Annotated in this window: 19 protein-coding genes; 9 read left to right on the top strand and 10 right to left on the bottom strand. The window is 59.3% G+C overall.

Going from position 1 to position 26,881, the window contains the following annotated elements; translation table 11 throughout:
* Window positions 1-91: 91 nt before the first annotated feature.
* The 5 genes from topA to LAB08_RS08425 all read right to left on the bottom strand — a co-directional run bounded on the left by topA (window position 92) and on the right by LAB08_RS08425 (window position 7,588).
* Window positions 92-2,719: a type I DNA topoisomerase gene (gene topA, locus LAB08_RS08445; protein WP_096512655.1), complete on the bottom strand. Its 2,628-nt coding sequence runs from the start codon at window positions 2,717-2,719 to the stop codon at window positions 92-94.
* 114 nt (window positions 2,720-2,833) lie between these two features.
* A complete protein-coding gene (locus LAB08_RS08440; RefSeq protein WP_007986363.1) occupies window positions 2,834-3,070 on the bottom strand; it encodes a DUF1653 domain-containing protein in 237 nt (78 codons plus the stop codon).
* A 99-nt stretch (window positions 3,071-3,169) separates the two neighbouring features.
* On the bottom strand, window positions 3,170-4,345 hold the full coding sequence (gene fadA / locus LAB08_RS08435) for an acetyl-CoA C-acyltransferase FadA (RefSeq protein ID WP_096512656.1): 1,176 nt from the start codon (window positions 4,343-4,345) through the stop codon (window positions 3,170-3,172).
* A gap of 29 nt (window positions 4,346-4,374) precedes the next feature.
* Window positions 4,375-6,522 (bottom strand): fatty acid oxidation complex subunit alpha FadB, encoded by a 2,148-nt coding sequence (fadB, locus tag LAB08_RS08430; RefSeq protein WP_096512657.1) that lies wholly within the window; start codon window positions 6,520-6,522, stop codon window positions 4,375-4,377.
* A 628-nt stretch (window positions 6,523-7,150) separates the two neighbouring features.
* Complete coding sequence (locus tag LAB08_RS08425; RefSeq protein ID WP_096512658.1) at window positions 7,151-7,588, bottom strand: hypothetical protein; 438 nt, start codon at window positions 7,586-7,588, stop codon at window positions 7,151-7,153.
* A 104-nt stretch (window positions 7,589-7,692) separates the two neighbouring features.
* On the opposite strand from LAB08_RS08425, the gene LAB08_RS08420 reads away from it, so the two are divergent.
* Complete coding sequence (locus LAB08_RS08420) at window positions 7,693-8,133, top strand: universal stress protein (RefSeq protein WP_096512659.1); 441 nt, start codon at window positions 7,693-7,695, stop codon at window positions 8,131-8,133.
* A 175-nt stretch (window positions 8,134-8,308) separates the two neighbouring features.
* Here LAB08_RS08420 and LAB08_RS08415 read toward each other — a convergent pair whose 3' ends face one another.
* Window positions 8,309-10,228 carry an ATP-binding cassette domain-containing protein gene (locus tag LAB08_RS08415; protein ID WP_096515498.1) on the bottom strand — a complete coding sequence of 640 codons (1,920 nt, stop codon included), beginning with the start codon at window positions 10,226-10,228 and terminating at the stop codon, window positions 8,309-8,311.
* A 213-nt stretch (window positions 10,229-10,441) separates the two neighbouring features.
* Between LAB08_RS08415 and LAB08_RS08410 the strand changes: the two genes are divergently transcribed.
* Entirely contained in the window at window positions 10,442-12,370 is a 1,929-nt protein-coding gene (locus LAB08_RS08410; RefSeq protein WP_096515500.1) for a transglycosylase SLT domain-containing protein, read from the top strand.
* Window positions 12,371-12,469: 99 nt separating this feature from the next.
* Here the strand turns inward: LAB08_RS08410 and LAB08_RS08405 are convergent, their stop codons facing one another.
* Window positions 12,470-14,257, bottom strand: a complete 1,788-nt coding sequence (locus LAB08_RS08405) for an ABC transporter transmembrane domain-containing protein (protein ID WP_172901625.1) — start codon at window positions 14,255-14,257, stop codon at window positions 12,470-12,472.
* A gap of 251 nt (window positions 14,258-14,508) precedes the next feature.
* Between LAB08_RS08405 and LAB08_RS08400 the strand changes: the two genes are divergently transcribed.
* Window positions 14,509-14,688, top strand: a complete 180-nt coding sequence (locus LAB08_RS08400; RefSeq protein WP_096512661.1) for a PA1571 family protein — start codon at window positions 14,509-14,511, stop codon at window positions 14,686-14,688.
* Window positions 14,689-14,875: 187 nt separating this feature from the next.
* On the opposite strand, the gene pdxB is transcribed toward LAB08_RS08400, so the two are convergent.
* A complete protein-coding gene (pdxB, locus tag LAB08_RS08395) occupies window positions 14,876-16,018 on the bottom strand; it encodes a 4-phosphoerythronate dehydrogenase PdxB (protein WP_096512662.1) in 1,143 nt (380 codons plus the stop codon).
* A 303-nt stretch (window positions 16,019-16,321) separates the two neighbouring features.
* Here pdxB and LAB08_RS08390 point away from each other — a divergent pair, with 303 nt between their 5' ends.
* A complete protein-coding gene (locus LAB08_RS08390) occupies window positions 16,322-17,722 on the top strand; it encodes an MATE family efflux transporter (RefSeq protein WP_096512663.1) in 1,401 nt (466 codons plus the stop codon).
* A 123-nt stretch (window positions 17,723-17,845) separates the two neighbouring features.
* Here the strand turns inward: LAB08_RS08390 and tusA are convergent, their stop codons facing one another.
* On the bottom strand, window positions 17,846-18,097 hold the full coding sequence (gene tusA, locus LAB08_RS08385; protein WP_096512664.1) for a sulfurtransferase TusA: 252 nt from the start codon (window positions 18,095-18,097) through the stop codon (window positions 17,846-17,848).
* A 192-nt stretch (window positions 18,098-18,289) separates the two neighbouring features.
* On the bottom strand, window positions 18,290-19,363 hold the full coding sequence (gene rlmM, locus LAB08_RS08380; protein ID WP_096512665.1) for a 23S rRNA (cytidine(2498)-2'-O)-methyltransferase RlmM: 1,074 nt from the start codon (window positions 19,361-19,363) through the stop codon (window positions 18,290-18,292).
* Window positions 19,364-19,584: 221 nt separating this feature from the next.
* Between rlmM and acnA the strand changes: the two genes are divergently transcribed.
* From acnA to LAB08_RS08355, 5 genes are all read left to right on the top strand, one after another.
* Window positions 19,585-22,326: an aconitate hydratase AcnA gene (gene acnA / locus LAB08_RS08375; protein ID WP_096512666.1), complete on the top strand. Its 2,742-nt coding sequence runs from the start codon at window positions 19,585-19,587 to the stop codon at window positions 22,324-22,326.
* A gap of 790 nt (window positions 22,327-23,116) precedes the next feature.
* On the top strand, window positions 23,117-23,911 hold the full coding sequence (locus LAB08_RS08370) for an ABC transporter permease (RefSeq protein ID WP_096512667.1): 795 nt from the start codon (window positions 23,117-23,119) through the stop codon (window positions 23,909-23,911).
* 13 nt (window positions 23,912-23,924) lie between these two features.
* Window positions 23,925-24,578 (top strand): ABC transporter ATP-binding protein, encoded by a 654-nt coding sequence (locus LAB08_RS08365; RefSeq protein WP_096512668.1) that lies wholly within the window; start codon window positions 23,925-23,927, stop codon window positions 24,576-24,578.
* Window positions 24,579-24,626: 48 nt separating this feature from the next.
* Window positions 24,627-25,733: a KpsE/RkpR family capsule polysaccharide export protein gene (locus LAB08_RS08360; protein ID WP_096512669.1), complete on the top strand. Its 1,107-nt coding sequence runs from the start codon at window positions 24,627-24,629 to the stop codon at window positions 25,731-25,733.
* Window positions 25,734-25,773: 40 nt separating this feature from the next.
* On the top strand, window positions 25,774-26,838 hold the full coding sequence (locus LAB08_RS08355) for a polysaccharide biosynthesis/export family protein (RefSeq protein ID WP_096512670.1): 1,065 nt from the start codon (window positions 25,774-25,776) through the stop codon (window positions 26,836-26,838).
* The last annotated feature ends 43 nt before the right edge of the window (window positions 26,839-26,881 follow it).

Genomic DNA, 26,881 nt, shown 5'->3' with positions numbered 1-26,881 from the left:
TGAAAACCCGAGGGTTCTCATGCGGCCTTCTTTTGTGGCGAGGGAGCTTGCTCCCGCTGGCCGACGGAGTCGGCCCACTACAAGCTTGCGCTTAAGCCTTGGCTGCCGGACGCTTGTCTTCAACGGTCCACTTGCCGCCGTCGTAGTACGCCTTCCAGCCCGTAGGCTTTCCGTCGACTTCCGTCTGCACGTATTGCTCCTTGGTCTTGCGGCTATATCGGATCACCGCAGGGAGGCCATCCGGGTCTTTCTTCGGTGCTTCACAAAGGAAGTGGTACTTCGGATCGATCTCATCCTTGTGCGGAATGATTTCCATGACCAACGGAGCGCGGGTCTCGCGGTTTTTCGGGAACTGGCTAGCTGCCAGGAACAGACCTGAAGCACCGTCGCGCAGGATGTAGGTGTCGTTGACCTTTTCGCATTTCAGCTCAGGCATCTTCACCGGGTCCATCTTCGGCGGCGCCGCATCACCGCTTTTCAGCAGTTTGCGGGTGTTCTTGCAGGTCGGATTGGTGCAACCGAAGAACTTGCCGAAGCGGCCGGTCTTGAGCTGCATCTCGCTGCCGCACTTGTCGCATTCCAGGCTCGGACCCTCATAGCCCTTGATGCGATAGACACCTTCTTCGATTTCGTAGCCATCGCAATCCGGGTTATTACCGCAGATGTGCAGCTTGCGCTTCTCATCGAGCAGGTAGGCGTCCATCGCCGTGCTGCAGATCGGGCAGCGATGCTTGCCACGCAGTACCAGCGACTCCGACTCACCTTCATCGTCCGCAGCGATTTCATCGCCCGGCACCAGGTTGACGGTGGCCTTGCAGCGTTCTTTCGGTGGCAGGCTGTAGCCCGAGCAACCGAGGAACACACCGGTCGACGCGGTACGAATCTGCATCGGGCGACCGCAGGTCGTGCACGGAATGTCAGTCATCACCGGCTGATTGGCACGCATGCCGTTTTCCGCACCTTCGGCCACTTCGAGTTTTTTCTTGAAGTCGCCGTAGAACTCGTCGAGCACGTTTTTCCAGTCGCGCTCGCCCTGGGCCACGTCATCGAGATGCTCTTCCATGCCCGCGGTGAAGCCGTAGTCCATGAGATGAGAGAAGCTTTCGGCCAGACGCTCGGTGACGATATCGCCCATCTTTTCCGAATAGAAACGACGGTTGTGCAGCGCCACGTAGCCGCGGTCCTGGATGGTCGAAATGATCGCCGCGTAGGTCGAAGGACGACCAATGCCGCGTTTTTCCATTTCTTTTACCAGGCTGGCTTCCGAGTAACGCGCAGGTGGCTTGGTGAAGTGCTGGGTCGGATCAAGCTTGATCAGCTTCATCGCGTCGCCCTGGGCCATGTCCGGCAGTACATCGTCGTCGCCCGGCTTGGCGATTTGCGGCATGACACGGGTGTAACCGTCGAATTTGAGGATACGGCCCTTGGCACGCAACTCGAAATCGCCGGCACCGACAGTGACCGTAGTCGACAGGTATTGCGCCGGCAACATCTGGCAAGCGAGGAACTGGCGCCAGATCAGCTCGTAGAGCCGCTCTGCGTCACGCTCCATGCCCGACAGCTTGCTCGGCTCGGTATTGGCGTCGGACGGACGAATCGCTTCGTGAGCCTCCTGTGCGCCTTCCTTGCTGCTGTAGACGTTCGGGGTGTCCGGCAGGTATTTCTTGCCGAACTCGCCTTCAATATAAGTACGCGCCATCGCCACGGCATCAGCCGAGAGGTTGGTGGAGTCGGTACGCATATAAGTGATGTAGCCGGCTTCGTACAGACGCTGGGCCATCATCATGGTTTTCTTCACACCGAAGCCCAGGCGGTTGCTCGCGGCCTGTTGCAGGGTGGAAGTGATGAACGGTGCCGATGGCTTGCTGCTGGTCGGCTTGTCTTCACGCTTGACGATGCTGTAGCTGGAAGCCTTGAGCTTCTCCAGCGCGGCCATGGCCTGGGTTTCGTTAAGCGGCTTGAACGCCTCACCCTTCTCGCGAGCGACGTCGAAACGCACGGTCGCGCCTTTGGCGGTGCCGAGATCGGCGTGCACTTCCCAGTACTCTTCCGGGATGAACGCGCGAATTTCACGCTCACGCTCGACCACCAGTTTGACCGCAACCGACTGCACGCGGCCGGCGGACAGGCCACGGGCGATCTTGGCCCACAATAGCGGCGAAACCATGTAGCCCACTACACGGTCGAGGAATCGACGCGCCTGCTGGGCGTTGACACGATCGATGTCCAGCTCGCCTGGCTGGGAGAAAGCTTCCTGGATCGCCTTCTTGGTGATCTCGTTGAACACCACGCGCTTGTAGCGGCTGTCGTCACCACCGATGGCTTCGCGCAGGTGCCAGGCAATGGCTTCCCCCTCGCGATCCAAGTCGGTTGCGAGATAGATGGTGTCAGCATCCTTGGCGAGCCGGCGCAGCTCTTCGATGACCTTTTCCTTGCCCGGAAGGATCTCGTACTTGGCTTTCCAGCCATGATCGGGATCGACCCCCATGCGAGCGACCAGCTGCTTGCGCGCCTTTTCTTTCGGCGACAGTGCCGGCGCTTCACCCGCAGCAGCCTTGCCGCGCTTGGCGGCTGGCTCTTTGCTGGCGCTAGCCGAACCGCTGGTGGGCAGGTCTCGGATATGGCCGATACTCGACTTCACCACGTATTCGTTGCCCAAATACTTGTTGATGGTCTTGGCCTTAGCCGGGGATTCCACAATGACCAGCGATTTGCCCATGGATCAGAAAATTCCTGAATTCTAAAAGTGAAAGGCGGTTGGCGCCTGACGCGGCACCGCTATATATAGTGGCTACAAGGTGAGGTCAAGCGCAGGGTTTTGCGCGCACTCAGCTTATGGCTTGGTAAAAAGGCTCTCTTCGGCTTGCACCAAAGCAAAACGCGGCACCTGTTCGCCGTCAACTTCGACCGACTCCAGGAACATGCTCAAGGGTCGTACCCAAAAGCCGTAATCGCCATACAGGGCTTGGTAGAAGACCACTTCTTCCTCGGTTTCCGAATGCCGCGCGACACTGAAAACGCGGTACTGCGGACCTTTGTAATGTTGGTAGAGCCCAGGTTGTATCGGCATGCTTTGGCCCTCACTCAAATTTTTTCAAAATAAAAACAAAAATAAATCCGGAAAAACAAAAACCGGGGCACTTGGCCCCGGCTTCCGTCAACGAAACGCTTAGACGCGTTCGAAGACGGTGGAGATGCCTTGGCCGAGACCAATGCACATGGTGGCAACCCCGAAGGTGCCGCCATTCTGCTTCATCACGTTCAGCAAAGTGCCGGAGATACGCGCACCGGAGCAACCGAACGGGTGACCCAGGGCGATCGCGCCGCCGTGCAGGTTAACCTTCTCGTTCATCTTGTCGAGCACTTTCAGATCTTTCAGCACCGGCAGGGCCTGTGCGGCGAAAGCTTCGTTGAGCTCGAAGAAGTCGATATCGTTGATGCCAAGGCCCGCGCGCTTCAGTGCTTTTTGTGTAGCCGGTACTGGACCATAGCCCATGATCGCCGGGTCCACACCTGCCACTGCCATCGAGCGAATCACCGCCAAAGGCTGAATGCCCAGGTCCTGTGCACGTTGCGCCGACATCACGATCATGCACGAAGCACCATCGGTGATCTGCGACGAGGTACCGGCTGTCACGGTGCCGCCCTTTGGATTAAACGCCGGCTTCAGAGCCGCCAGGCTTTCCAGGGTGGTTTCCGGACGAATGGTTTCGTCGTAGTCGAACAGTTTCAGGAAACCGTTCTCGTCATAGCCCTGCATCGGGATGATTTCGTCCTTGAACTTGCCTTCCACGGTCGCCTTGTGGGCGAGTTGGTGGGAGCGCACGCCGAAAGCATCCTGCTGCTCGCGGGTAATGCCGTGCATTTTACCCAGCATTTCAGCAGTCAGGCCCATCATGCCCGAGGCTTTCGCCGCGTACAGGGACATGTGCGGGTTCGGATCGACACCGTGCATCATGCTCACGTGACCCATATGCTCGACGCCGCCGACGACGAATACGTCACCGTTGCCGGTCATGATCGCTTGCGCGGCAGTGTGCAACGCACTCATGGACGAGCCACACAGACGGCTGACGGTCTGGCCGGCCGACGTGTGCGGGATCTGGGTCATCAGCGACGCCATGCGCGCGATGTTCCAGCCTTGCTCCAGGGTCTGGTTCACACAGCCCCAGATCACGTCTTCGACTTCGTTCGGGTCGACCTTGACGTTGCGTTCCAGCAGTTTGCTGATCAGGTGCGCCGACATGTCTTCGGCGCGGGTGTTGCGGTGCATGCCGCCCTTGGAGCGGCCCATCGGAGTACGACCGAAGTCGACAATCACGACGTCTCTAGGATTCAAGCTCATAAGTTCACTCTCACTCTAGTTGGGGGCGCTTAACCGAAGAAGCTCTGGCCGTTTTTGGCCATTTCGCGCAGCTTCGCGGTCGGGTGGTACAGCGCACCCAAATCAGCGTACTGGTCAGCCAGGGCAACGAACTGTGCAACACCGATCGAGTCGATGTAGCGCAGCGCACCACCACGGAATGGAGGGAAACCAATACCGTAGACCAGACCCATGTCGGCTTCGGCAGCGGTTTCGACAATGCCGTCTTCCAGGCAACGCACGGTTTCCAGGCACAGCGGGATCATCATCCAGTTGATGATGTCTTCGTCAGTGACTTCGCGCTGCTCGAACACGATTGGCTTGAGCACTTCCAGTACCGACGGATCGGCGACTTTCTTCTGCTTGCCCTTCTTGTCGGTCTCGTAGGCGTAGAAGCCCTTGCCGTTCTTCTGGCCCAGGCGCTTGGCTTCGTAGAGCACGTCTACGGCCGAGCGGCTGTTATCTTTCATGCGGTCCGGGAAGCCTTCAGCCATTACGTCACGACCGTGGTGGCCGGTGTCGATGCCGACCACGTCCATCAGGTACGCCGGGCCCATCGGCCAGCCGAATTTTTCCATGACCTTGTCGATACGGACGAAGTCCACACCGGCGCTGACCAACTTGGCGAAACCACCGAAGTAAGGGAACAGTACGCGGTTGACCAGGAAGCCCGGGCAGTCGTTGACCACGATCGGGTTCTTGCCCATTTTCTTGGCGTAGGCAACGGTGGTGGCAACCGCCAACTCGCTGGACTTCTCGCCACGGATCACTTCCACCAGCGGCATCATGTGCACCGGGTTGAAGAAGTGCATGCCGACGAAGTTTTCCGGGTGCTTGAGGGCCTTGGCCAGCAGGCTGATGGAAATGGTCGAGGTGTTCGAGGCAAGGATGGTGCCTTCTTTGACCTGAGCTTCGACTTCAGCCAGAACGGCTTGCTTGACCTTCGGGTTCTCGACGACTGCTTCGACCACCAGGTCCACGTGACCGAAGTCGCCGTAGGACAGGGTCGGACGAATGCCGTTGAGCACTTCGGCCATTTTCGCGGCGGTCATGCGGCCTTTATCAACGCGGCCAACCAGCAGCTTGGCGGCTTCGGCCAGGCCCTGCTCGATACCGTGCTCGTTAATGTCCTTCATCAGGATCGGCGTGCCCTTGGAGGCCGACTGATAGGCAATACCGCCACCCATGATGCCGGCGCCCAATACGGCGGCCTGCTTCACGTCCTTGGCGATTTCGTCGTAGGCCTTGGCTTTTTTCTTCAGCTCCTGGTCGTTCAGGAACAGACCGATCAAGCTCTGCGCGGCAGAGGTCTTGGCCAGTTTCACGAAACCGGCGGCTTCGACTTCCAGTGCCTTGTCGCGACCGAAGTTCGCGGCTTTCTGGATGGTCTTGATTGCTTCGACCGGCGCCGGGTAGTTCGGGCCAGCCTGGCCTGCCACGAAACCTTTGGCGGTTTCGAAAGCCATCATTTGTTCGATGGCGTTCAGCTTGAGCTTTTCAAGCTTCGGCTGGCGCTTGGCCTTGTAATCGAATTCGCCGGAAATGGCGCGCTTGATCAGTTCCAGCGCGGCGTCCTGCAGTTTTTCAGGCGCGACCACGGCATCGACGGCGCCGACTTTCAGCGCGTCTTCAGGACGGTTTTCCTTGCCGGCGGCAATCCACTCGATGGCGTTGTCGGCACCGATCAGGCGCGGCAGACGCACGGTACCGCCGAAGCCCGGGTAGATGCCCAGCTTGACTTCCGGCAGACCGATCTTGGCCTTGGTGGACATGACGCGGTAATCCGCCGCCAGGCACATCTCCAGACCGCCACCCAACGCGATGCCGTTGATTGCGGCGACAGTCGGGACGTTGAGGTCTTCGAAATCGCTGAAAATCTTGTTGGCTTCCAGGTTGCCTGCAACAAGCTCTGCATCCGGCAGCTTGAAGTTGTCGACAAATTCGGTGATGTCGGCGCCGACGATGAAGACGTCCTTGCCACTGCTGACGATCACACCCTTGATCGAAGCATCTGCCTTGATGGTGTCCACGGCCTGACGCAGTTCGTTCAGGGTTAGACGGTTGAACTTGTTGACGGACTCACCCTTGAGGTCGAACTTCAGTTCGACGATGCCACTTTCAAGAGCCTTAACCGTGATGGCTTTACCTTCGTAAATCATCAACTGATCTCCACGATATGGAAGCTGAACAGTACACGTCGGACGCAGGCGACCGGCTTGGCAGGACGTTAAACGTCGATGCTACGCCAATCTGCCCGGCACACCCGCCAACGCGATAGTCGGGATTCTGTAGGAGCGTTTTTCAATACAAACGCTCAATTCATACGCCCGTTTGATTTGGGTACGCCACCTTCACGGAATTTCCGACAATTGTCAATCGCCCAAAATGCGGGTTGAAATGCGACTTTGCGGTCATTTCTGTAAGACGAAGGCCTGCAACACGCGGCTGCATGTATAGACATTCATAGGATCAATCATTAGAAAAGTCGCCCTAATTCGCTGCAGCCTTTGTTTAACAGGCTAAGCTGGCGGAACTTCAGGGAAATTTTGAACGCCCACGGCGAATGCCGGGCGTAAGATCAGCCCACACAGACTTACCGGCCTGCCTGGCCAACCCCGCCCGATGCTGTTGTCGGGCTTTTTATTGCCTGCGATAAAACGGCGATTGCCCCCCCTGTGGGAGCGAGCCTGCTCGCGATGGTCGTCAACGATGACACTGGAAGCCTGACACCCCACGGCGTTCTCAGGTTTATCGCGAGCGAGCTCGCTCCTACACAGGGAATCGGTTTCAGGCCAGGGCCTTGAGGGTGGCATCGATGTGCAGCAACACCTCGGCTTCGCCCTTCTCGCCCCAATACAAAGCGATCATTTGCTTGTCGGCTTCGACCTTGTAGACGTTATCCGGCAATTTTTCGAAATGATCGAGCAGCGCTTGATCGTCACAAACCTCCTGCCACTGATTCACCCACAGACCTGGTGTTTTTTGCCAGTAACTCCAGCAGGCAGGCTGGGTACCGCGTCGTGGTCGGTGGTATTGCGCGCACGGGTTTGGCGGCTCCTGACCGAGCCAGTGCGGCCATTCCTGAGGCGCCAACTGCATGGCCAATCCGATTCGTCGTGCCTCCATGCGCAGAGCCATGCGGCCACTCTGGTGGCGGGACGGCCGCAACCATGCCAGCGGACTGAGCACCACCAGCAGGATTGACACCACTATCCAGACCGTCATATCTGTACTCCCGATTTTGAATGGGCGTATTCAGTCACTTTGAAACCAATACGCTTGAAACCAGCCATACTTACCAATATTGCATTCCTCAGGAGGAGCACCTCATGCCCTACAACCACATTCTGGTCGCTGTAGATCTAACCGAAGAGTGCGACCCTGTAATCCACCGTGCTCGCGAGCTGTCGGTGAGCAACGGGGCGAAATTGTCCCTGGTGCACATTGTCGAGCCGATGGCCATGGCGTTTGGTGGTGACGTTCCGATGGACCTGTCACAACTGCAACAACAGCAGTTCGATCAGGCCAAGGAGCGCCTTGACCGGCTGATCATGAAGTATCCGGAACTCTCCAAGGAATACAGCCACCTGACCTATGGCCAGCCACGCCAGGAAATCCACCACCTGGCCAAGGAGCAAACCTGCGACCTGATTGTGGTCGGCAGCCATGGCCGGCATGGCCTGGCACTGCTGCTCGGCTCCACCGCCAACGACGTACTGCACGGCGCGCCTTGCGATGTGCTGGCGGTGCGCCTGCAAAACAAAAGCTGATAATCGATCCCGTAGGAGCGAGCTCGCTCGCGATGGTCGCCAACGATGACGCGGCACCCCGCGGCGCTCTCAGATTCATCGCGAGCAAGCTCGCTCCTACAGGAAGCCGATCGCATTGCATATGAAAAGCCCGGCGCTCCTTTCGGAACGCCGGGCTTTTTCATGGCAAGTTCAATCAGGCATCCAGTTCGGCCCAGCGCTCGACCATCACGTCCAGCTCAGCCTGCAACTGCGACAGCTGAGCGATCACCGCAGCGGTTTCGGCTGCTGGACGCAGGTAGAAACCGGCGTCCGCCATCTGCGCTTCAACCGCAGCAATCTGCTGCTCCATCATCTCGATCTGCCCTGGCAACGCTTCCAGTTCGCGCTGCAACTTGTAGCTGAGCTTCTTCTTCGCCGCCGGCGCTTCGACAGCTGCCGCGACCGGTGCTGGCTCGGCCTTCACCACCGCGGAGTTCAGGTCGGCCTTGCCGGACTTGCTTTCGGTCACGCCCAACAGGCGCGGCGAACCGCCCTGGCGCAGCCAGTCCTGATAACCGCCGACGTACTCGCGAACCTGACCTTCACCTTCGAATACCAAGGTGCTGGTGACCACGTTATCGAGGAATGCCCGGTCGTGGCTGACCATCAGCACGGTGCCGTTGAAGGTCAGCAGGACCTCTTCCAGCAGCTCGAGCGTTTCGACGTCGAGATCGTTGGTCGGTTCGTCGAGCACCAGCAGGTTCGCCGGCTTGCTGAACAGCTTGGCCAGCAACAGACGGGCACGCTCACCACCGGACAACGCCTTGACCGGCGTGCGGGCACGCTGCGGGCTGAACAGGAAGTCGCCGAGATAGCTCAACACGTGGCGACTCTGACCATCGATATCGATGAAGTCGCGCCCTTCGGCGACGTTGTCGATCACGGTTTTTTCCAGGTCCAGCTGATGGCGCAACTGGTCGAAGTAGGCGACGTCGATCTTCGTCCCCTCTTCCACCTTGCCGCTGGTCGGCTGCAAGCCGCTAAGCATCAGTTTCAGCAGCGTGGTCTTGCCGGTGCCGTTGGCGCCGAGCAGACCAATACGGTCGCCGCGCTGCAACACCATGGAGAAATCCTTGATCAGGAACGGCCCGCCCGGGTGAGCGAAACTCACATTCTCGAGCACCATCACCTGCTTGCCGGACTTGTCGGCGGTTTCCAGCTGAATGTTGGCCTTGCCGGTGCGCTCGCGACGCTCGCTACGCTCAACGCGCAAAGCCTTGAGTGCGCGTACGCGGCCTTCGTTACGGGTACGACGGGCCTTGATGCCCTGGCGAATCCACACTTCTTCCTGGGCCAGGCGCTTGTCGAACAGCGCATTGGCGGTGGCTTCGGCGGCGAGTTCGGCTTCTTTGTGCACGAGGAAACTGGCGTAGTCGCCGTTCCAGTCGATCAGGCCACCGCGATCCAGTTCGAGGATGCGGGTCGCAAGGTTTTGCAGGAAGGAACGGTCGTGCGTGATGAACAGCACGGCGCCCTGGAAATCCTTCAGCGCTTCTTCCAGCCAGGCGATTGCACCGATGTCCAGGTGGTTGGTCGGTTCGTCGAGCAACAGCAGATCCGGTTCGGACACCAGGGCCTGGGCCAACAGGACGCGACGACGCCAGCCGCCGGACAATTCGGCGAGGGTCTTGTCGGCCGGCAACTGCAGGCGACTGAGGGTGCTGTCGACCAGGGTTTGCAAACGCCAGCCATCGCGGGCTTCGAGGTCGTGCTGGACGTGCATCAGCTTGTCCAGGTCAGCGTCGGTGACGATGTTCTGGCTCAGGTGGTGGTACTCGGCAAGCAAGGCACCGACACCGTCCAGGCCTTCGGCCACTACGTCGAACACTGTCCGCTCGTCGGCTACCGGCAATTCTTGCGGCAATTCGCCAATCTTGAGTCCGGGTGCGCGCCAAACGGAGCCGTCATCGGGCTTCTGGTCGCCCTTGACGAGCTTCATCATGCTGGACTTGCCAGTGCCGTTGCGGCCGATGATGCACACCCGCTCTCCACGGGCGATCTGCCAGGACACCTTGTCCAACAACGGCATAGCGCCGAAAGCAAGGGACACATCGCTGAATTTGAGCAGGGTCATGAGCTTCTCCAAAAACCGGGCGCGCATTCTACCTGAATCGAGGCTTCAGAAGGCCGGCAATTTCATTGTCGAAGCACTCTGCACAACAAATGTTGCGAACTGATGCAGACAGGTCCGCAAAGCTTTCGCCCGTTGCTGGCAAAAGGCTAAGCTACGGAGAATTCAGTGTGGGCATCGCCAGCACTTGTCATGGTTTTTCTGTCCGGACGTCTCATGCGCAGTCGCCTTCTCAAGCTTTTGTCCTGTTTTTTACTCTCTGCCGCTGCCGTTCAATCCGCCCACGCGGTGGACCTGTCCACCCAACGCCAATATTACGATGAGGCCAAGCGCGCCCTGGCCAAGGGCGATACCGGTCCTTACTTCCGTTACAGCCAGGCCCTGGCCGATTATCCGCTGGAGCCGTACCTGGCGTATGACGAACTGACCGCGCGACTGAAAACCGCGAGCAATGCCGAAATCGAAAAATTCCTCGCCGACCACGGCGACCTGCCCCAGGCCAACTGGATGAAACTGCGCTGGTTGCGCTGGCTGGCCGAGCGCGGCGACTGGGCGACTTTCGTCAAGTATTACGACCCAAAAATGAATTTCACTGAACTGGACTGCCTGAACGCGCAGTATCAGCTCAGTCACAATCTCAAGTCCGAAGGTAACGCCAACACCAACAAGCTCTGGCTGACCGGTAAGTCCCAACCCGAGGCCTGCGACGCGCTGTTCGGCATGTGGGCCGCTGAAGGCCAGTTGACTGAACAGAAACGCTGGGAGCGCGCCAAACTCGCTGCCCAGGTGCGCAACTACCCGCTGGCCAACAGCCTGGTCAACAGCCTGACCACCCTCGCCCCCCGGGGTCGCCTGTTGATCGATGTGGCGCAAAAACCCGAGCTGCTCAACCAGCCGTCGCGTTTCACGCCAGCGGACGAACCGATGTCGGATATCGTCAGCCTTGGCCTGCGCCGCCTCGCCCGCCAGGACCCGGACAAGGCCATGGACCTGCTCGACGGTTATGCCAGCAGCATGCACTTTTCCCGCGACGAAAAAGTGGCGATCGCCCGGGAAATCGGCCTGACCCTCGCGCGCCGTTTCGACAGCCGCGCGCTGGACGTGATGACCAAGTACGACCCGGAGTTGCGCGACAATACCGTGTCCGAGTGGCGCCTGCGCCTGCTGCTGCGCCTGGCCCGCTGGGACGATGCCTATCAATTGACTCGCCGCTTGCCACAGGACCTGGCCACCACCAACCGCTGGCGCTACTGGCAAGCCCGCAGCCTGGAACTGGCGCAACCGCAGAACCCGGAAGCGCAGACCCTTTATAAGAGCCTTGCCCGCGAGCGTGACTTTTATGGTTTTCTCGCCGCCGACCGTTCGCAGTCGCCCTATTCGCTGCTCAACAAGCCGTTGATGCTGAGTCAGGCGACCATCAACAAGGTACGCAACACCCCCGGCGTACGCCGCGCCCTGGAGTTCCACGCCCGCGGCCAGATCGTCGACGGTCGCCGCGAGTGGTATCACGTCAGCCGGCACTTCAGCCGCGACGAAATGGTCGCCCAGGCCAAACTGGCCTACGACCTGAAATGGTATTTCCCGGCGATCCGCACCATCAGCCAGGCGCAGTACTGGGACGATCTGGACATCCGCTTCCCGATGGCGCACCGCGAAACCCTGGTCCGTGAAGCCAAGGTCCGCGGCCTGCATTCAAGCTGGGTGTTCGCTATCACCCGCCAGGAAAGCGCCTTCATGGACGACGCCCGCTCCGGTGTCGGCGCGTCAGGCTTGATGCAACTGATGCCCGGAACCGCCAAGGAAACCGCGCGCAAGTTCAGCATTCCGTATGCCTCACCACAGCAGTTGTTCGATCCGGACAAGAACATTCAGCTCGGTGCCGCTTACCTGAGTCAGGTCCATAGCCAGTTCAACGGCAACCGCGTCCTCGCCTCCGCCGCCTACAACGCCGGCCCCGGCCGCGTCCGCCAGTGGCTACGCGGCGCGGACCATCTGAGTTTCGACGTATGGGTGGAAAGCATCCCGTTCGACGAAACCCGCCAGTATGTGCAAAACGTGCTGTCGTATTCGGTGATCTACGGCCAGAAGCTCAACTCGCCACAACCGTTGGTGGATTGGCATGAGCGGTATTTCGACGATCAATGATCACTGTAGGAGCGAGCCTGCTCGCGATGAACATTAGAGCACCGCTGGGTATCAGGCACCCCGCGTCATCGTTCACGACCATCGCGAGCAGGCTCGCTCCTACAAGAGCTCTCCTGCGTTAATCAATCCATCACTGAACTGCAACGCCGCCAACCGCGCGTACAGCGCATTGCTGGCAATCAATTCGTGATGCGTGCCCACCGCCACCAGCCTCCCTTGATCCATCACCGCGATGCGGTCGGCGTTTTTGACCGTTGCCAGACGATGGGCGATGACCAGGGTGGTGCGATTTTTCATCAGGCTTGGCAGGGCTTGCTGGATCAGGTGCTCGCTTTGGGCATCGAGGGCGCTGGTGGCTTCGTCCAGCAGCAGGATCGGGGCATCCACCAGCAGCGCCCGGGCGATGGCCAGCCGTTGGCGCTGGCCGCCGGACAAGCCCAGGCCACCATCACCCAAGTGGGTCTGGTAACCGTTGGGCATGGCTTGGATAAAGTCGTGGGCGTAGGCGATTTTTGCCGCTTCCTGGACATTGGCCAGTGTCGCCGCTGGATTGCCATAGCGGATGTTGTCTTCGATGCTGCCGAAAAACAGCGCCGGGGTTTGCGAGACCAGGGCAAAACAGCGACGCAAATCCAATGGATCGAGCTGGGTCAGTGGCACGCCATCCAGCAAAATGCGCCCTTCAACCGGATCATAAAAGCGCAGCAACAGGTCATACACCGTCGATTTTCCGGCACCGGACGGCCCGACCAAGGCCAGGGTTTCACCGGCCCTGACCGTCAGGTTCAAGCCATCCACAGCGTAGCTTTCGGGACGTGACGGGTAGAAAAAACGCACGCCCTGCAACTGCAGGTCGCCCCTCACTCGCGCAGGCAAGGTCACCGGATCGGTGGTCGGTGGGAGGATGATGTTTTCCGAACGCAGCAGTTCCGCGATCCGTTCCGCTGCGCCTGCCGCGCGCTGCAGTTCGCCGATCACCTCGCTCAAGGTGCCGAACGCGCTACCCACGATCAGGCTATAGAAGACAAACGCCGCCAGCTCACCCGCGGAAATGCGTCCGGCAATCACATCCATGCCGCCGACCCAGAGCATGACACCCACGGCGCCCAGCACCAGAATGATCACCAGGGTAATCAGCCAGGCCCGCTGAAAAATGCGCTTGCGCGCGGTATCGAACGCCTCTTCCACGGTCACGGCAAACTTGCGCTCATCCTGAACCTGATGGTTGTAGGCCTGAACCGTCTTGATCTGGCCAAGGGTTTCGGAGACATAACTGCCGATGTCGGCAATCCGGTCCTGACTCAGGCGCGACAGATTGCGAACGCGGCGGCCGAAGATCAGGATCGGCGCAATCACCAATGGCAAAGCGACCACCACGATGCTGGTGAGTTTGGGGTTGGTGATAAACAGCAGGACGATCCCGCCGATCACCATCAGCAAGTTGCGCAAAAACAGCGACAGTGACGAGCCAATCACCGATTGCAGCAGCGTGGTGTCGGCGGTCAGGCGTGACTGGATCTCCGAGCTGCGATTGTTTTCATAGAAACCCGGGTGCAGGTAAATCAGATGATTGAACACCTGGCGACGGATGTCGGCGACGCAACGCTCGCCGATCCACGACACCAGGTAAAACCGCGCAAAAGTGCCAACTGCCAGCCCCATCACCAGCAGCATGAACAAGCCGATGGACTGGTTGAGCAAGTGTGGGGACTGGGTCATGAAGCCCTGATCCACCAACAGGCGGATACCCTGTCCCATGGACAGGGTGATGGCCGCCGTGACGATCAACGCGAGCAAGGCACCAAAAGCCTGCCAGCGATACGGCACGATGAAACGGCTGGCCAGGCGAATCGCACGGCGGTGTCGAACAGAGAGCATTGGCATCATCCACAACGGAGCAATTGACAGGTTAACCCTACACCGCTCAATGGGGTGGAACTTGGTAAATCACAATGAGTCAGGTTAATTATGACCGCGAACACTAGGTCATAGACGCTATTGGTCTAAAGTCCGGGTGGCAACGTCGTGGTATTTCTGGTGGACTGGTGTTGCCGCCATGAAACGATCGCAGGGAATTGTCATAACCCGGTCACCAGGCGGTTCTACAGTAAGCACACAACCTGATGAGGAGACAGGCCATGTCCTTGCAAAACAGCAGCGATGTCACCGTTCCAGTGATCCGCCCGAAAGGAGATCAGTCTCTGGGTTGCTCGATTGTTGACGAAAAGGGCCGCGAAATACCGATCACTGAAGACATGATCCAGAAAGCGTGCCACGACCTGGAAAAGCGATTGGTCAAGCCTGCCGAACAAAAGTGATATAGCCACCGTCTTCTTGACCCGGCCCCTGTTGGCCGGGTTTTTTATGGGTGCTTTCTGGAAGATTTGTGGTGTGGCCCTTCGCGAGCAGGCTCGCTCCCACAGTGGATCTGCGTTGTACAAGTCATTTGTGTTCACCGCAGAACCTGTGGGAGCGAGCCTGCTCGCGAAGGTGCCAACTCGGTCTCTAGACAGCCGTCGCCCCCAACGCCGCCACAATCTTCTGCAATGCTGGCGAATCCCCATCGATCCGCACCTGCAACCCATCGATCTCACGCCGCGACGGGTAGTTCTTGCGCAACTCATCGAACGCTGCGCGCTGCTCACTCACACTACCTACCAGGCTGCGACGGAAATCCGCATCGTCACGGCGCGGGTCATACACGCCACGGCACAACATCGCCAGCGCCCAGGCCGGATCGCTCTCGGCACTCAATGTCACTTGCGACAACCAGGCTGCCGGCAGCAGATCACTCAAACGGACCCGGGCCGGCTGCCCGAGGAAATCGCAATAGGCCTGATAGATCTGCGCCGTGCCGCGCTGCTTGCCATCCAGGCTGTATCCGGCAATGTGCGGCGTCGCCAGCACGCAGAGTTCAGCCAGCGCCACATCGACTTCCGGCTCGCCTTCCCAGACGTCCAGCACCGCTTGCAGGTCTTCACGCTCCAACAACACATTGCGCAGGGCGGCGTTATTGATCACCGGCCCACGGCTGGCGTTGATCAGCCAGGTACCGGTCTTGAGTTTCTTCAGGCGCTTTTCATCGAACAGATGCCAGGTCGGCTGAGCACCACGCTTGTTCAACGGCGTGTGCAGGCTGATCACATCGCACTGCTCGATGATCTCCTCCAGGCTGACGTAATCTCCACCCTCGAAAGCGTGCCGTGGCGGGTCGCAGACCAATACCTTCCAGCCCAGGTCCTGCAGGACCTTGACCAGCCGCCCGCCCACCTCGCCGGCACCGACCACGCCGTAAGTACGTTGCGTCAGGTCGACGCCTTCGATTTCAGCCAGGGTCAGCAGGCTTCCGAGCACATAGTCGACCACACCCCGGGCATTGCATCCCGGCGCACTGGACCAGGTGATACCGGCCTGTTGAAAGTAATCCAGGTCCAGGTGATCGGTGCCGATGGTACAGGTGCCGACAAACCGAACCTTGCTACCTTCGAGCAGGGCGCGGTTGACATTGGTCACCGAACGCACCAGCAACACATCGGCCTGTTCGACGGTGGTTCGGTCGATTGAACGCCCCGGCACCTGGCGGATTTCGCCGAAACCTTCGAAGAAGGCATCGAGCAGGGGGATATTTTCGTCGGCAACAATCAGCATGGCAGGCTCCTTTGGCGGGTTGGCAGTGTAGGCGCAGATGCCTGCACTGAGCCAGTCAGCATCGCTCACCTTGATCTGAACGACGGCAAATACCTTGTGGGAGCGGGCTTGCCCGCGATTGAGGTGTATCAGGCCGCATTGATGTTGTCTGACACCTCGCTATCGCGGGCAAGCCCGCTCCCACAGGGGATGCGGACACCACGAGTCGATGATTACAAATACCCAACACAGTCTTTTCCTGACCGATGCGTCAACGCGTAGAATGCGCGGCCTTGCGCATCAAAACTTCTGGACGCTTCGCCTGTGAATTCCGTGACTGACACCATCACCACCCCCCGCACGACCCCGGTTCGCCAGGAACTCAAAGGCCTGCTCGGACTGGCCATGCCGATCATGGTCGCGCAACTGGCCACTACGGCCATGGGCTTCGTCGATGCGGTAATGGCTGGCCGTGTCAGCCCACGGGATCTGGCCTCGGTAGCCTTGGGCAACTCGATCTGGATTCCGGTTTATCTGCTGATGTCCGGCGTTCTGCTGGCCACCACACCCAAGGTCGCCCAACGTTTTGGTGCCGCACAACTCGACGAAATCGGTCCTCTGGTCCGCCAGGCATTGTGGCTGGCGCTGTGTGTCGGTCTGACCGGCAGCGGCCTGCTGCTCAGCGCCGAACCGATCCTGCACTGGATGAAAGTCGATCCGCAGCTGATCGAACCAAGCATGGGCTATTTGCACGGCATCGCCTTCGGCTTTCCCGGAATTGCTTTCTATTACGTACTGCGTTGCTACAGCGACGGCATGGGACGTACTCGTCCGAGCATGGTCATCGGCCTGTGCGGACTGCTGCTGAACATCCCGCTGAACTATGCGCTGATCTATGGCCATTTCGGCATGCCGGCCCTGGGTGGCGTCGGTTGTGGCTGGGCCAGCGGCATTGTGATGTGGTTCATGGCGTTGAGCATGGCCGGTTGGACAGGCCGGGCGGATTTCTATGCCCGCACGCGCGTGCTGGGGCGTTTCGACCGCCCGCAATGGTCGGTGATCAAGCGCCTGGTGAGCATCGGTCTGCCGATCGGTATCGCAGTGTTTGCCGAATCGAGCATCTTCGCGGTCATTGCCCTGTTGATCGGCAGCCTCGGTTCCACCGTGGTCGCCGGACACCAGATCGCCCTGAACATCAGCTCACTGTTGTTCATGATTCCTTATTCCCTGGGCATGGCGGTTACGGTTCGGGTTGGCCAGGCACTGGGCGCGGGCAACCCTTGGCAGGCGCGTTTCGCGGCGAAGGTCGGGCTGGGCGCGGCATTGGTGTTCGCCGCGTTTTCGGCAAGCCTGATCCTGCTGTTGCGCGAATCCATTGCTTCGATCTACACGCCCGACACGGCGGTGATCCAGATTGCCTCGATGTTGATTGTCTATGCCGCGCTGTATCAGTTCTCCGATGCCATCCAGGTGATCTGCGCCGGTGCGCTGCGAGGCTATCAAGACACTCGGGTGACGATGATCCTGACGCTGTTCGCCTATTGGGGCATCGGTCTGCCGGTAGGCTATGTGCTGGGGCTGACCGATTGGTTCGGCCCGGCCAGCGGCCCGAGCGGGCTGTGGGAAGGTTTGATCGCAGGCCTGAGTTGTGCAGCGCTGATGCTGTCGATCCGCCTGACCCGCAGTGCACGCAAGCGGATTCGCATCGGCCACTCGGCCGGCTGATACGAAACAAAATCCTGTGGGAGCAAAGCTTGCTCGCGATGGCAGCAGTACATTCAACATCAATGCTGACTGGCCTGACGCCATCGCGGGCAAGCTTTGCTCCCACAGTTTGTTCGCGGTGGATTAACCAGATTTCTTGCGAATCCAGTACAGGTAAGTGCCGGCATCTTCATGCTGCGCCACCAGCTCGTGGTCGAGAAACACGCAGAACTTGGGGATGTCACGCCGGGTCGACGGGTCGGTGGCGATCACTTTGAGCAAGCCGCCAGGCACCAGGTCACGGATGTGCTGGTGCAACATCATCACCGGCTCCGGGCAGTTGAGACCGGTGGCGTCGAGGGTGCCGTCAACCGGCGCATCAATCATTTCACTCATGATTCACTCCTGAAACTTGCCGGCATTGTCGCGCATTACCGGGTGTTCGGTCATCTGTGGCACAACGCCTCACCCCTGTAGGAGCTGGCTTGCCAGCGAAAGCCATCACGCGGTGAATCTGAATAAGCGCGGTGCCGATTTCGCCAGCAAGCCGGCTCCCACAGGATTTGTTTTGACCGGCCAATTCATTGATTAACGGGATTTTGGCTTCTTCACATCGAGTCGGCGAAGGTGGCAGGTCACCTCTTCGCGGTCGTGGTACAGCTGCTTGCAGCCGATCTCCACGCGAATGCCCCGCGCCTTGAAGCCATCGGCGATGCGCTCCAGCAGGCGCTTCACTTCGGCATAACGCTGTTTCATCGGCAACTTGAGGTTGACCACCGCTTCGCGGCAATGACCCTCACCAATCCACTCTTCGAGCATCGCGGCGTTGCGCGCCGGTTTCTCGACGATATCGCAAACCATCCAGTCCACCGGCTGCTTGGGTTTGAAGGTAAAACCGTCGGCCATCAGGTGTTGCACCAGACCGGTGTCCATCAGGCTTTCGGCCATCGGACCGTTGTCGATGGCGGTCACCAGCATGCCGCGATTGACCAGTTGCCAGGTCCAGCCACCGGGCGCCGCACCGAGGTCGACGCCGGTCATGTCGCCATGCAGGCGCTCGTCCCACTGGTCGCGCGGGATGAAGTGGTGCCAGGCCTCCTCCAGCTTCAGGGTCGAACGGCTGGGCGCTTCGCGGGGGAACTTCAAGCGTGGGATGCCCATTGGCCACATCGCCGAGTTGTTCGACTCCGCCAGCCCCATGAACACTTCACGACCGCTCTTGAACGTCAGCAGCAGGCGTGGCTTGTTGGCGTCGTCCACCAGTTTGCCGGCACCGGTCAGCGCCTTGCGCAACGGGCCTTCGAACTTCTTGCAGAAGTTCGACAGTTCCTTGCCGTCGTTGGTGTCGACCACTTCCAGCCACAGGCTGCCGCAGGTCGGAAAGTCCGCCAGGTGCGCGAGGATCACGCTGATGCGGTCGGTTTCCGGCAGATCGATGAAAATTCCCCGGGCCCACTGGCGCGGGAAGATCAACTGATCGAAACGTTGACCGCGCATCAGGCGTTCGGCGCCGTCTTCTTCGGTGCAGACAAATTCGGCGCAGGCGCTGGCGGTCTTGGCCTTGGCATAACCGGCTACGTTCAGCTGTGCGGCGAGGTCGGAAATCTCGGAGCAGACTTCGCCTTCGAAGCCCGGCCGGCAATGCATAAAGAGGGTGTTCATTCTTACTCCTGGACAGATGGCGAGACATTCGCCACTGCGCGATGCCCAGACTTGCGCTGGAGCAAAGCCTGTCACGAAAACCGGCGCATGATAGCTGACTTCGGAACCCCGGACTTGCTCATAGAGTCCAGTTATTAGCCAGCTACTTAAAACAGGGCTAGGTTTAATGCTCTGCCCGTCCCCTCAGTCCGTAGCCGTGTGGACTTATAGGAGTGATCGTAATGCCGTCCCTCGATAGCTTGAACACCCTTAAAACCCTGCAAGTCGATAACAAGACCTACCATTACTTCAGCCTGCCGGATGCCGCCAAAAGCCTGGGCGACCTGGACAAGCTGCCGATGTCGTTGAAGGTGCTGCTGGAAAACCTGCTGCGCTGGGAAGATGAAAAAACCGTCACCGGCGCCGATCTCAAGGCAATTGCCGCCTGGCTCAAGGAGCGCCGCTCCGATCGCGAAATCCAGTACCGCCCGGCGCGGGTGCTGATGCAAGACTTCACCGGCGTGCCCGCGGTGGTCGACCTGGCCGCCATGCGTGCGGCCATGGCCAAGGCAGGCGGCAACCCGCAGCGGATCAACCCACTGTCGCCGGTGGATCTGGTGATCGACCACTCGGTGATGGTCGACAAGTTCGCCAGCAGCAGCGCGTTCGAACAGAACGTCGATATCGAAATGCAACGCAATGGCGAGCGCTACGCATTCCTGCGCTGGGGCCAAAGTGCCTTCAATAATTTCAGCGTGGTGCCGCCGGGCACCGGGATCTGCCACCAGGTGAACCTGGAATACCTGGGTCGCACGGTCTGGACCAAGGACGAGGACGGCCGCACCTATGCCTTCCCGGACACGCTGGTGGGCACCGATTCCCACACCACCATGATCAATGGCCTTGGTGTGCTCGGCTGGGGCGTCGGTGGTATCGAGGCCGAAGCGGCGATGCTCGGCCAACCGGTATCGATGCTGATTCCGGAAGTGATCGGCTTCAAGCTCACCGGCAAGCTCAAGGAAGGCATTACCGCCACCGACCTGGTGCTGACCGTCACCCAGATGCTGCGCAAGAAAGGCGTGGTCGGTAAATTCGTCGAGTTCTATGGCGACGGTCTCGCCGACCTGCCGCTGGCTGACCGCGCGACCATTGCCAACATGGCCCCGGAATACGGCGCCACCTGCGGGTTCTTCCCGGTGGACGACGTGACGCTGGAATACCTGCGCCTGTCCGGCCGCCCCGGCGAAACCGTGAAACTGGTGGAGGCTTACAGTAAGGCCCAAGGCCTGTGGCGCTTACCAGGCAAGGAACCGGTGTTCACCGACAGCCTGGCGCTGGACATGGCCAGCGTCGAAGCCAGCCTCGCCGGACCGAAACGCCCGCAGGACCGGGTATCGCTACCGAATGTCGCGCAAGCGTTCAGCGACTTCATCGGCTTGCAAGTCAAACCCACCAGCAAGGAAGAGGGACGCCTGGAGAGCGAAGGTGGCGGCGGTGTCGCGGTGGGCAACGCCGATCTGGCGGGTGAAGTGGACTACGACTTTGAAGGTCAAACGGTTCGACTGAAAAACGGCGCGGTGGTGATTGCCGCGATCACGTCCTGCACCAACACCTCCAACCCTAGCGTGATGATGGCCGCCGGCCTGGTGGCGAAGAAAGCCGTGGAAAAAGGCCTGCGACGCAAACCCTGGGTGAAAAGCTCGCTGGCCCCCGGCTCGAAAGTGGTCACCGACTACTACAAGGCCGCCGGTCTGACACGCTACCTGGATGAATTGGGTTTTGCCCTGGTCGGCTATGGCTGCACCACCTGCATCGGCAACTCCGGCCCCTTGCCGGAGCCGATCGAAAAAGCCATCCAGAAAGCCGACCTGACCGTAGCGTCCGTATTGTCGGGCAACCGCAACTTCGAAGGCCGGGTCCATCCACTGGTGAAAACCAACTGGCTGGCCTCGCCGCCGCTGGTGGTGGCTTATGCGCTGGCCGGCACCGTGCGCATCGACCTCAGCCGCGAGCCTCTGGGCGAGGACCAGAATGGCAAGCTGGTTTACCTGCGGGACATCTGGCCCAGCAGCAAGGAAATCGCCGACGCCGTGGAGCAGGTCAACACTGCCATGTTCCACAAGGAATACGCCGAAGTGTTTGCCGGTGACGAACAGTGGCAGGCCATCAAAGTGCCGCAAGCGGCTACCTACGTCTGGCAGGCGGATTCCACCTACATCCAGCACCCGCCGTTCTTTGATGACATCGGCGGGCCGCCGCCGGTGGTGAAGGACGTGAACGGTGCCCGCGTGTTGGCGCTGCTCGGCGACTCGGTGACCACCGACCACATCTCCCCGGCTGGCAACATCAAGGCTGACAGCCCGGCGGGCCGCTACCTGCGCGAGAAAGGCGTTGAACCGCGAGACTTCAACTCCTACGGCTCGCGACGCGGCAATCATGAAGTGATGATGCGCGGCACCTTTGCCAATATTCGGATACGCAATGAAATGCTTGGCGGCGAAGAAGGTGGCAATACCCTCTACATTCCGACCGGGGAAAAACTGGCGATCTACGACGCGGCCATGCGCTACCAGGTTGCGGGCACACCGCTGGTGGTGATCGCCGGGCAGGAATACGGTACCGGCTCAAGCCGCGACTGGGCGGCCAAGGGCACTAACCTGCTGGGGGTCAAAGCCGTCATTGCGGAAAGTTTCGAGCGGATTCACCGCTCCAACCTGGTGGGCATGGGCGTGCTGCCGCTGCAGTTCAAACTCGATCAAAACCGCAAGAGCCTGAACCTCAAAGGCACTGAAACCCTGGACATCATCGGTCTGACGGGTATCGAACTGACGCCACGGATGAACCTGACCCTGGTCATCACCCGTGAAAACGGTACTCGGGAGAAAGTCGAAGTGCTGTGCCGGATCGACACGCTCAATGAGGTGGAGTACTTCAAGTCGGGAGGGATTTTGCACTACGTGTTGCGGCAGTTGATTGCTTCATGATTGCCCGATGAAAAAACCGGCCCTTTGTAGGAGCTGGCTTGCCAGCGAAGGCCCCAGGAGCGACACGATTAACTCATCAACACGCGTTATCGTTCGCGACCATCGCTGCGGTGCGGCGTTCCGACAAGCCAGCTCCTACGGTCGGCTGTATTTGCTCATATGAAAATCGGGACTGTGCCGAGTGGAATCTACTACTCGATATCCTCTTTATTCTTCAGATGTTGGATCCAACCATAAAGCGAAACGACAAGAACCATCAGCGTGAAAAACACCAACAATCCCACGACAATCACGGGCCAAGTAATCACGTCCGTCCTCTGATACAGGATAATCCGCCAGCACGCCATTCAAGCGAATGGCCGGCGCTTATCGACAAGGTAACACGCCAAGTTTTACGCACCATGGAACAGCATCACAATTCCTGACTGGCGGCGATTTCTGCCGATATGTCCCACAAAAAGGCACGCTCTACCGAGCCAATGGGTCGGGCCGGCCAATTGCTGTGTCTCAATGTTAAAAATCATTAAAATTGTCCACGCCGCACTGGCACTAGTATCGGCAACACCCGATAAACATTGAGAAAATCCGGTTTCCTGAGCTACACCCCTCGCTCCAAGTCCGTTACTTTTAGTCAGGCACTGCCCGGGAACCAATCGGCTTGACGATTGTCTCCCCGACCGTTTAACCTCGCGCCCCTCGAATGGAAGCGATCTATCTGCATAGGCAGAAAGTCCTCTGAAAATGAATTCAAACAACGCGTGCATCGCGCCGTTGTGCTTTGCGGTAACCCATGCTCAAGCCTCGCTCCCCCCTGCAAATCAAAAAATCCGTCATTTTTGCCCTGGTGCTGCGTGAAGCGCGTTCGCGTTTCGGCGACCGACGCATGGGCGCCACCTGGACACTGATCGAGCCCATTTGCCATCTGCTGATCCTGAGCGTGCTGTTTGCCTTGATTCGCGGCCGCACCGTGGCCGGCATCGACTTCCCGGTCTTTGTATTGGTCGGCCTGGCGCCCTTCCTGCTGTTTCGCAACATCGCCATGCGCCTGATGAACAGCCCCAAGGAAAACCGCGCGCTGTTTTCCTATAAACAGATCAAGCCCCTCGACACCTATATCGCCCGTGCGCTAGTGGAGTTCTGCATCTCGGCCAGCGTGTACGCCATTCTGGTGTTCGGCTTCGCCTGGTACGGCTTCGACATGGCCATCAAGTCGCCCATCCAGTGGATGCTGACCATCTTGCTGGGGGTAGTGTTCGCCTTTGGCCTGGGCATGCTGTTGTCGCTGATCGCCCATGCCATGCCCAGCAGCACGCTGTTCCTGCGGATGATGTTCTTCCCGCTGTATTTCATCTCGGGCGTACTCATCCCCGCCGCCTACCTGCCGCACGCCATGCTGCCGCTGCTGCTGCTCAATCCGTTCCTGCACCTGCTTGAACTGCTCCGTGCCGAAATCTTTCCGCACTACGTTCCGGTCGACGGTGTTTCGGTGCACTACGTGATCGCCTTCACCCTTGTTTTGCTGTTCGTCTCCCTGGGTACTTATCGGGTTCGTCGACTGCATTTGATCTCCACCAAGAACGGCTAAGCGCAGGTTTCCCGTGTTCGAGCTCAGAAATATCACCAAGTCGTACCTGACCCCCAAAGGTCGCCGCCACGTGTTTCGCGACCTGTCGCTGAAAATCCCCGCCGGCAAGAACATCGGCCTGATCGGCCGCAACGGCGCAGGCAAATCGACCTTGATGCGCCTGCTGGGCGGCGCTGACATTCCAGACTCCGGCACCGTTGTCACCGACAAGAGCATTTCCTGGCCCGTAGGCCTGGCCGGCGGTTTCCAGGGCACCATGACGGGCCGCGAAAACATCAAGTTCGTCAGCCGGGTATATGGCGCCGAAGGTGACGCGATGCGCCAGAAGATCGCCTACGTCGAGGACTTCGCCGAAATCGGTGACTGGATCGACGAACCGGTCAAGACCTACTCCTCCGGCATGCGCTCGCGCCTGGCCTTCGGCCTGAGCATGGCTTTCGACTTCGATTACTACCTGATCGACGAAGTGATGTCGGTGGGTGATGCGCACTTCAAGCGCAAGTGCGCCGATGTGTTCGAGGAGCGCCTGAAGAAATCCAGGGTTGTGCTGGTTTCCCACAGCATGCCCGATATCAAAAAGCTCTGTGACGTCGTGCTGCTGGTGCGCGATGGCGGGGTGCAGATCTATGACGATGTCGATGAAGGCATCAAGGCCTACAACACCTGATCGCCCTGACCGCGGCGTGATTGTTTTATTTCAAGGATGCGAGTGCATATGAGCAGTACGGGTAAATTCAAGGGCTGGCGCCTGACGCTGGGGCTGATCGTGCTCCCGATGGTTGTCGCCATCGTCTACTACAGCTTTTTTGCCGTGGACCGTTTTGTCAGTTCCGCGCAAGTGGTCGTACGTCAGGACGGCAACAACCCTGCCGCTCAAATGCCTGGCCTGAGCATGCTGCTCAGCGGTGCCAACCCGGCCTCCCGGGAAGAGACCCTGTACTTGCGTGAATACATCGTGTCGATGGACATGATGCAGTTGCTGGAAGACCGCCTGCACTGGGTCGAGCAGTACAGCAAGCAACGCAATGACCCGTTCTTCTGGCTGGACAAGGACACCGAGCGCGAGGACCTGCTCGAGTACTACCAGCGCATGGTGTCCGCCCACTACGACGAAACCACCGGCCTGCTGAAAGTTGAAGTACAAGCCTTCAGCCCGGAACTGGCCGAGCAAATGGTCAAGACCATTCTTGAGGCCAGCGAGCACTTCGTGAACGAAGTCTCCCACAGCATCGCCCGCGAGCAGATGCGCTTCGCCCAAGGCGAACTGGAAGGCGCCAAGAAGAACTACACCAAACGCAAGGAAGAGCTGCTGAGCTTCCAGAACCGCAACAAGGTTCTGGACGGTAGAAGCTCGGCCCAGGGCCGCGCCAGCATCATCGACACCCTGGAAGGCGAGCACTCCAAGGAGCGCGCCGTACTCACCCAAATGAGCTACAAACTTCGCGCAGATTCACCTCAGGTTGCGCAGCAACAGCAACGCGTCAACGCCATTCGCGAACAGCTCAATGCCGAAAAACGCCTGCTGGTTTCCGCCCCCGATGGCGATCAGCTCAACGTCGTGGCTTCGCGCTTCCAACAGCTGACCCTGGACGCCGGCATCGCCGAAGAAACCTACAAGACTGCCGTTGCCGCACTGGACAACGCACGCATCGAAGCCAGCAAGAAGATCCGCACCCTGGTGACCGTGGTCAGCCCTAACACGCCGCAAATGGCCCTCTATCCAGAGCGCCTGTACAACCTGGCAACCCTCTTCCTTGCCCTGCTCCTTCTGTACGGCATCACCCGCTTCCTAATTGCATCGATCGAGGATCATCGTGATTAAATCCATTTCTGGCCTGCCCCTTCGCCCCCTGAACTTGAGCATGCGAAACAGCGCTGTCGCGGGTTTGATGCTGGTGACTTTGACCCTGGCCGGTTGCGGCGGCACCCTGTCCGGTGCAGGCCCGTACAAAGGCGATATCGAAAGCAAAAGCCAGAGCGCGGCGTATGACCTGGTGGACATCAACGCCAACACCATCGCACCGTTCATGCGCCCGGCCGCCAAGCCGACCAAAGCCAAAATCACCAGCCCCCTGGCGCAAAGCGTGCGCCTGATGGGTGGCGACGTGATCAATGTGCTGATTACCGACAACGCGCCGGAAGGCAGCGGCCTGTTCGCCCCGCTCTCCACGGGCGGCACCCAACTCAAGGTGCGCATCGACGACAAGGGGATGATCTCCCTGCCCTACGTTGGCCATCAGTTCGTCGCCGGCATGACCCTGATCCAGGTCGAAGACATGATTCGCCAGAAGCTCAAGGGCGTGACCACCGATGTGCAGGCGCATGTGGATCTGGTGGGTGATCTGTCGGGTTCGGTGTTGGTAGCCGGCGCGGTGAAAGCACCAGGACGATTCTCTACCCTGCAAGGTCCGTTGACCTTGCTGGATGCGGTCAACCAGGCGGGTGGTCCGGTGATGGAACCGCATCTGGTCAACGTCACTGTACGTAATGGTGCTCAAGCCAGCACCTACAACTACGAAGATATCCTGGCGGGTAACAACTTCGTTCTGAAGCCCAATTCGGAAGTGATTCTGGACCGTGCGCGCCAGCGTTTTGTGGCGATGGGTGCTGTGGGCGAGCCAGGCTTGCACGACCTGCCGGCACAGAACACTAGCCTGCTTGATGCATTGGGCTCTGTTGGCGGCCTGAAAGAATCCAACGCAAACCCACAAGGCGTATTCGTGTTTCGCATGGGCGAAAGCGATACAAAACCTACTGTCATGCGTATTGATATGCGTGATCCAGCGGCAATCTTCTTTGCTCGTCAAGTCGTAATAAAGCCCGATGACACGATTTATGTCACCAATGCTGCTGTTTATGAATGGCAAAAAATTATTGGGCCAGTTGTGCAGACTTTAGTTCTGGGTAGAGCGCTACAAGCAAATTGACCCATTTCACACAACACAGAAACGATCAACTATAGGGAAATAA

The sequence above is a fragment of the Pseudomonas izuensis genome, assembly GCF_002356535.2.
In the GTDB taxonomy this organism is placed as follows: Bacteria; Pseudomonadota; Gammaproteobacteria; order Pseudomonadales; family Pseudomonadaceae; genus Aquipseudomonas; species Aquipseudomonas izuensis.
Note: the sequence above shows the minus strand (reverse complement) of the source record. Positions and strands in the feature narration are given on the sequence as shown.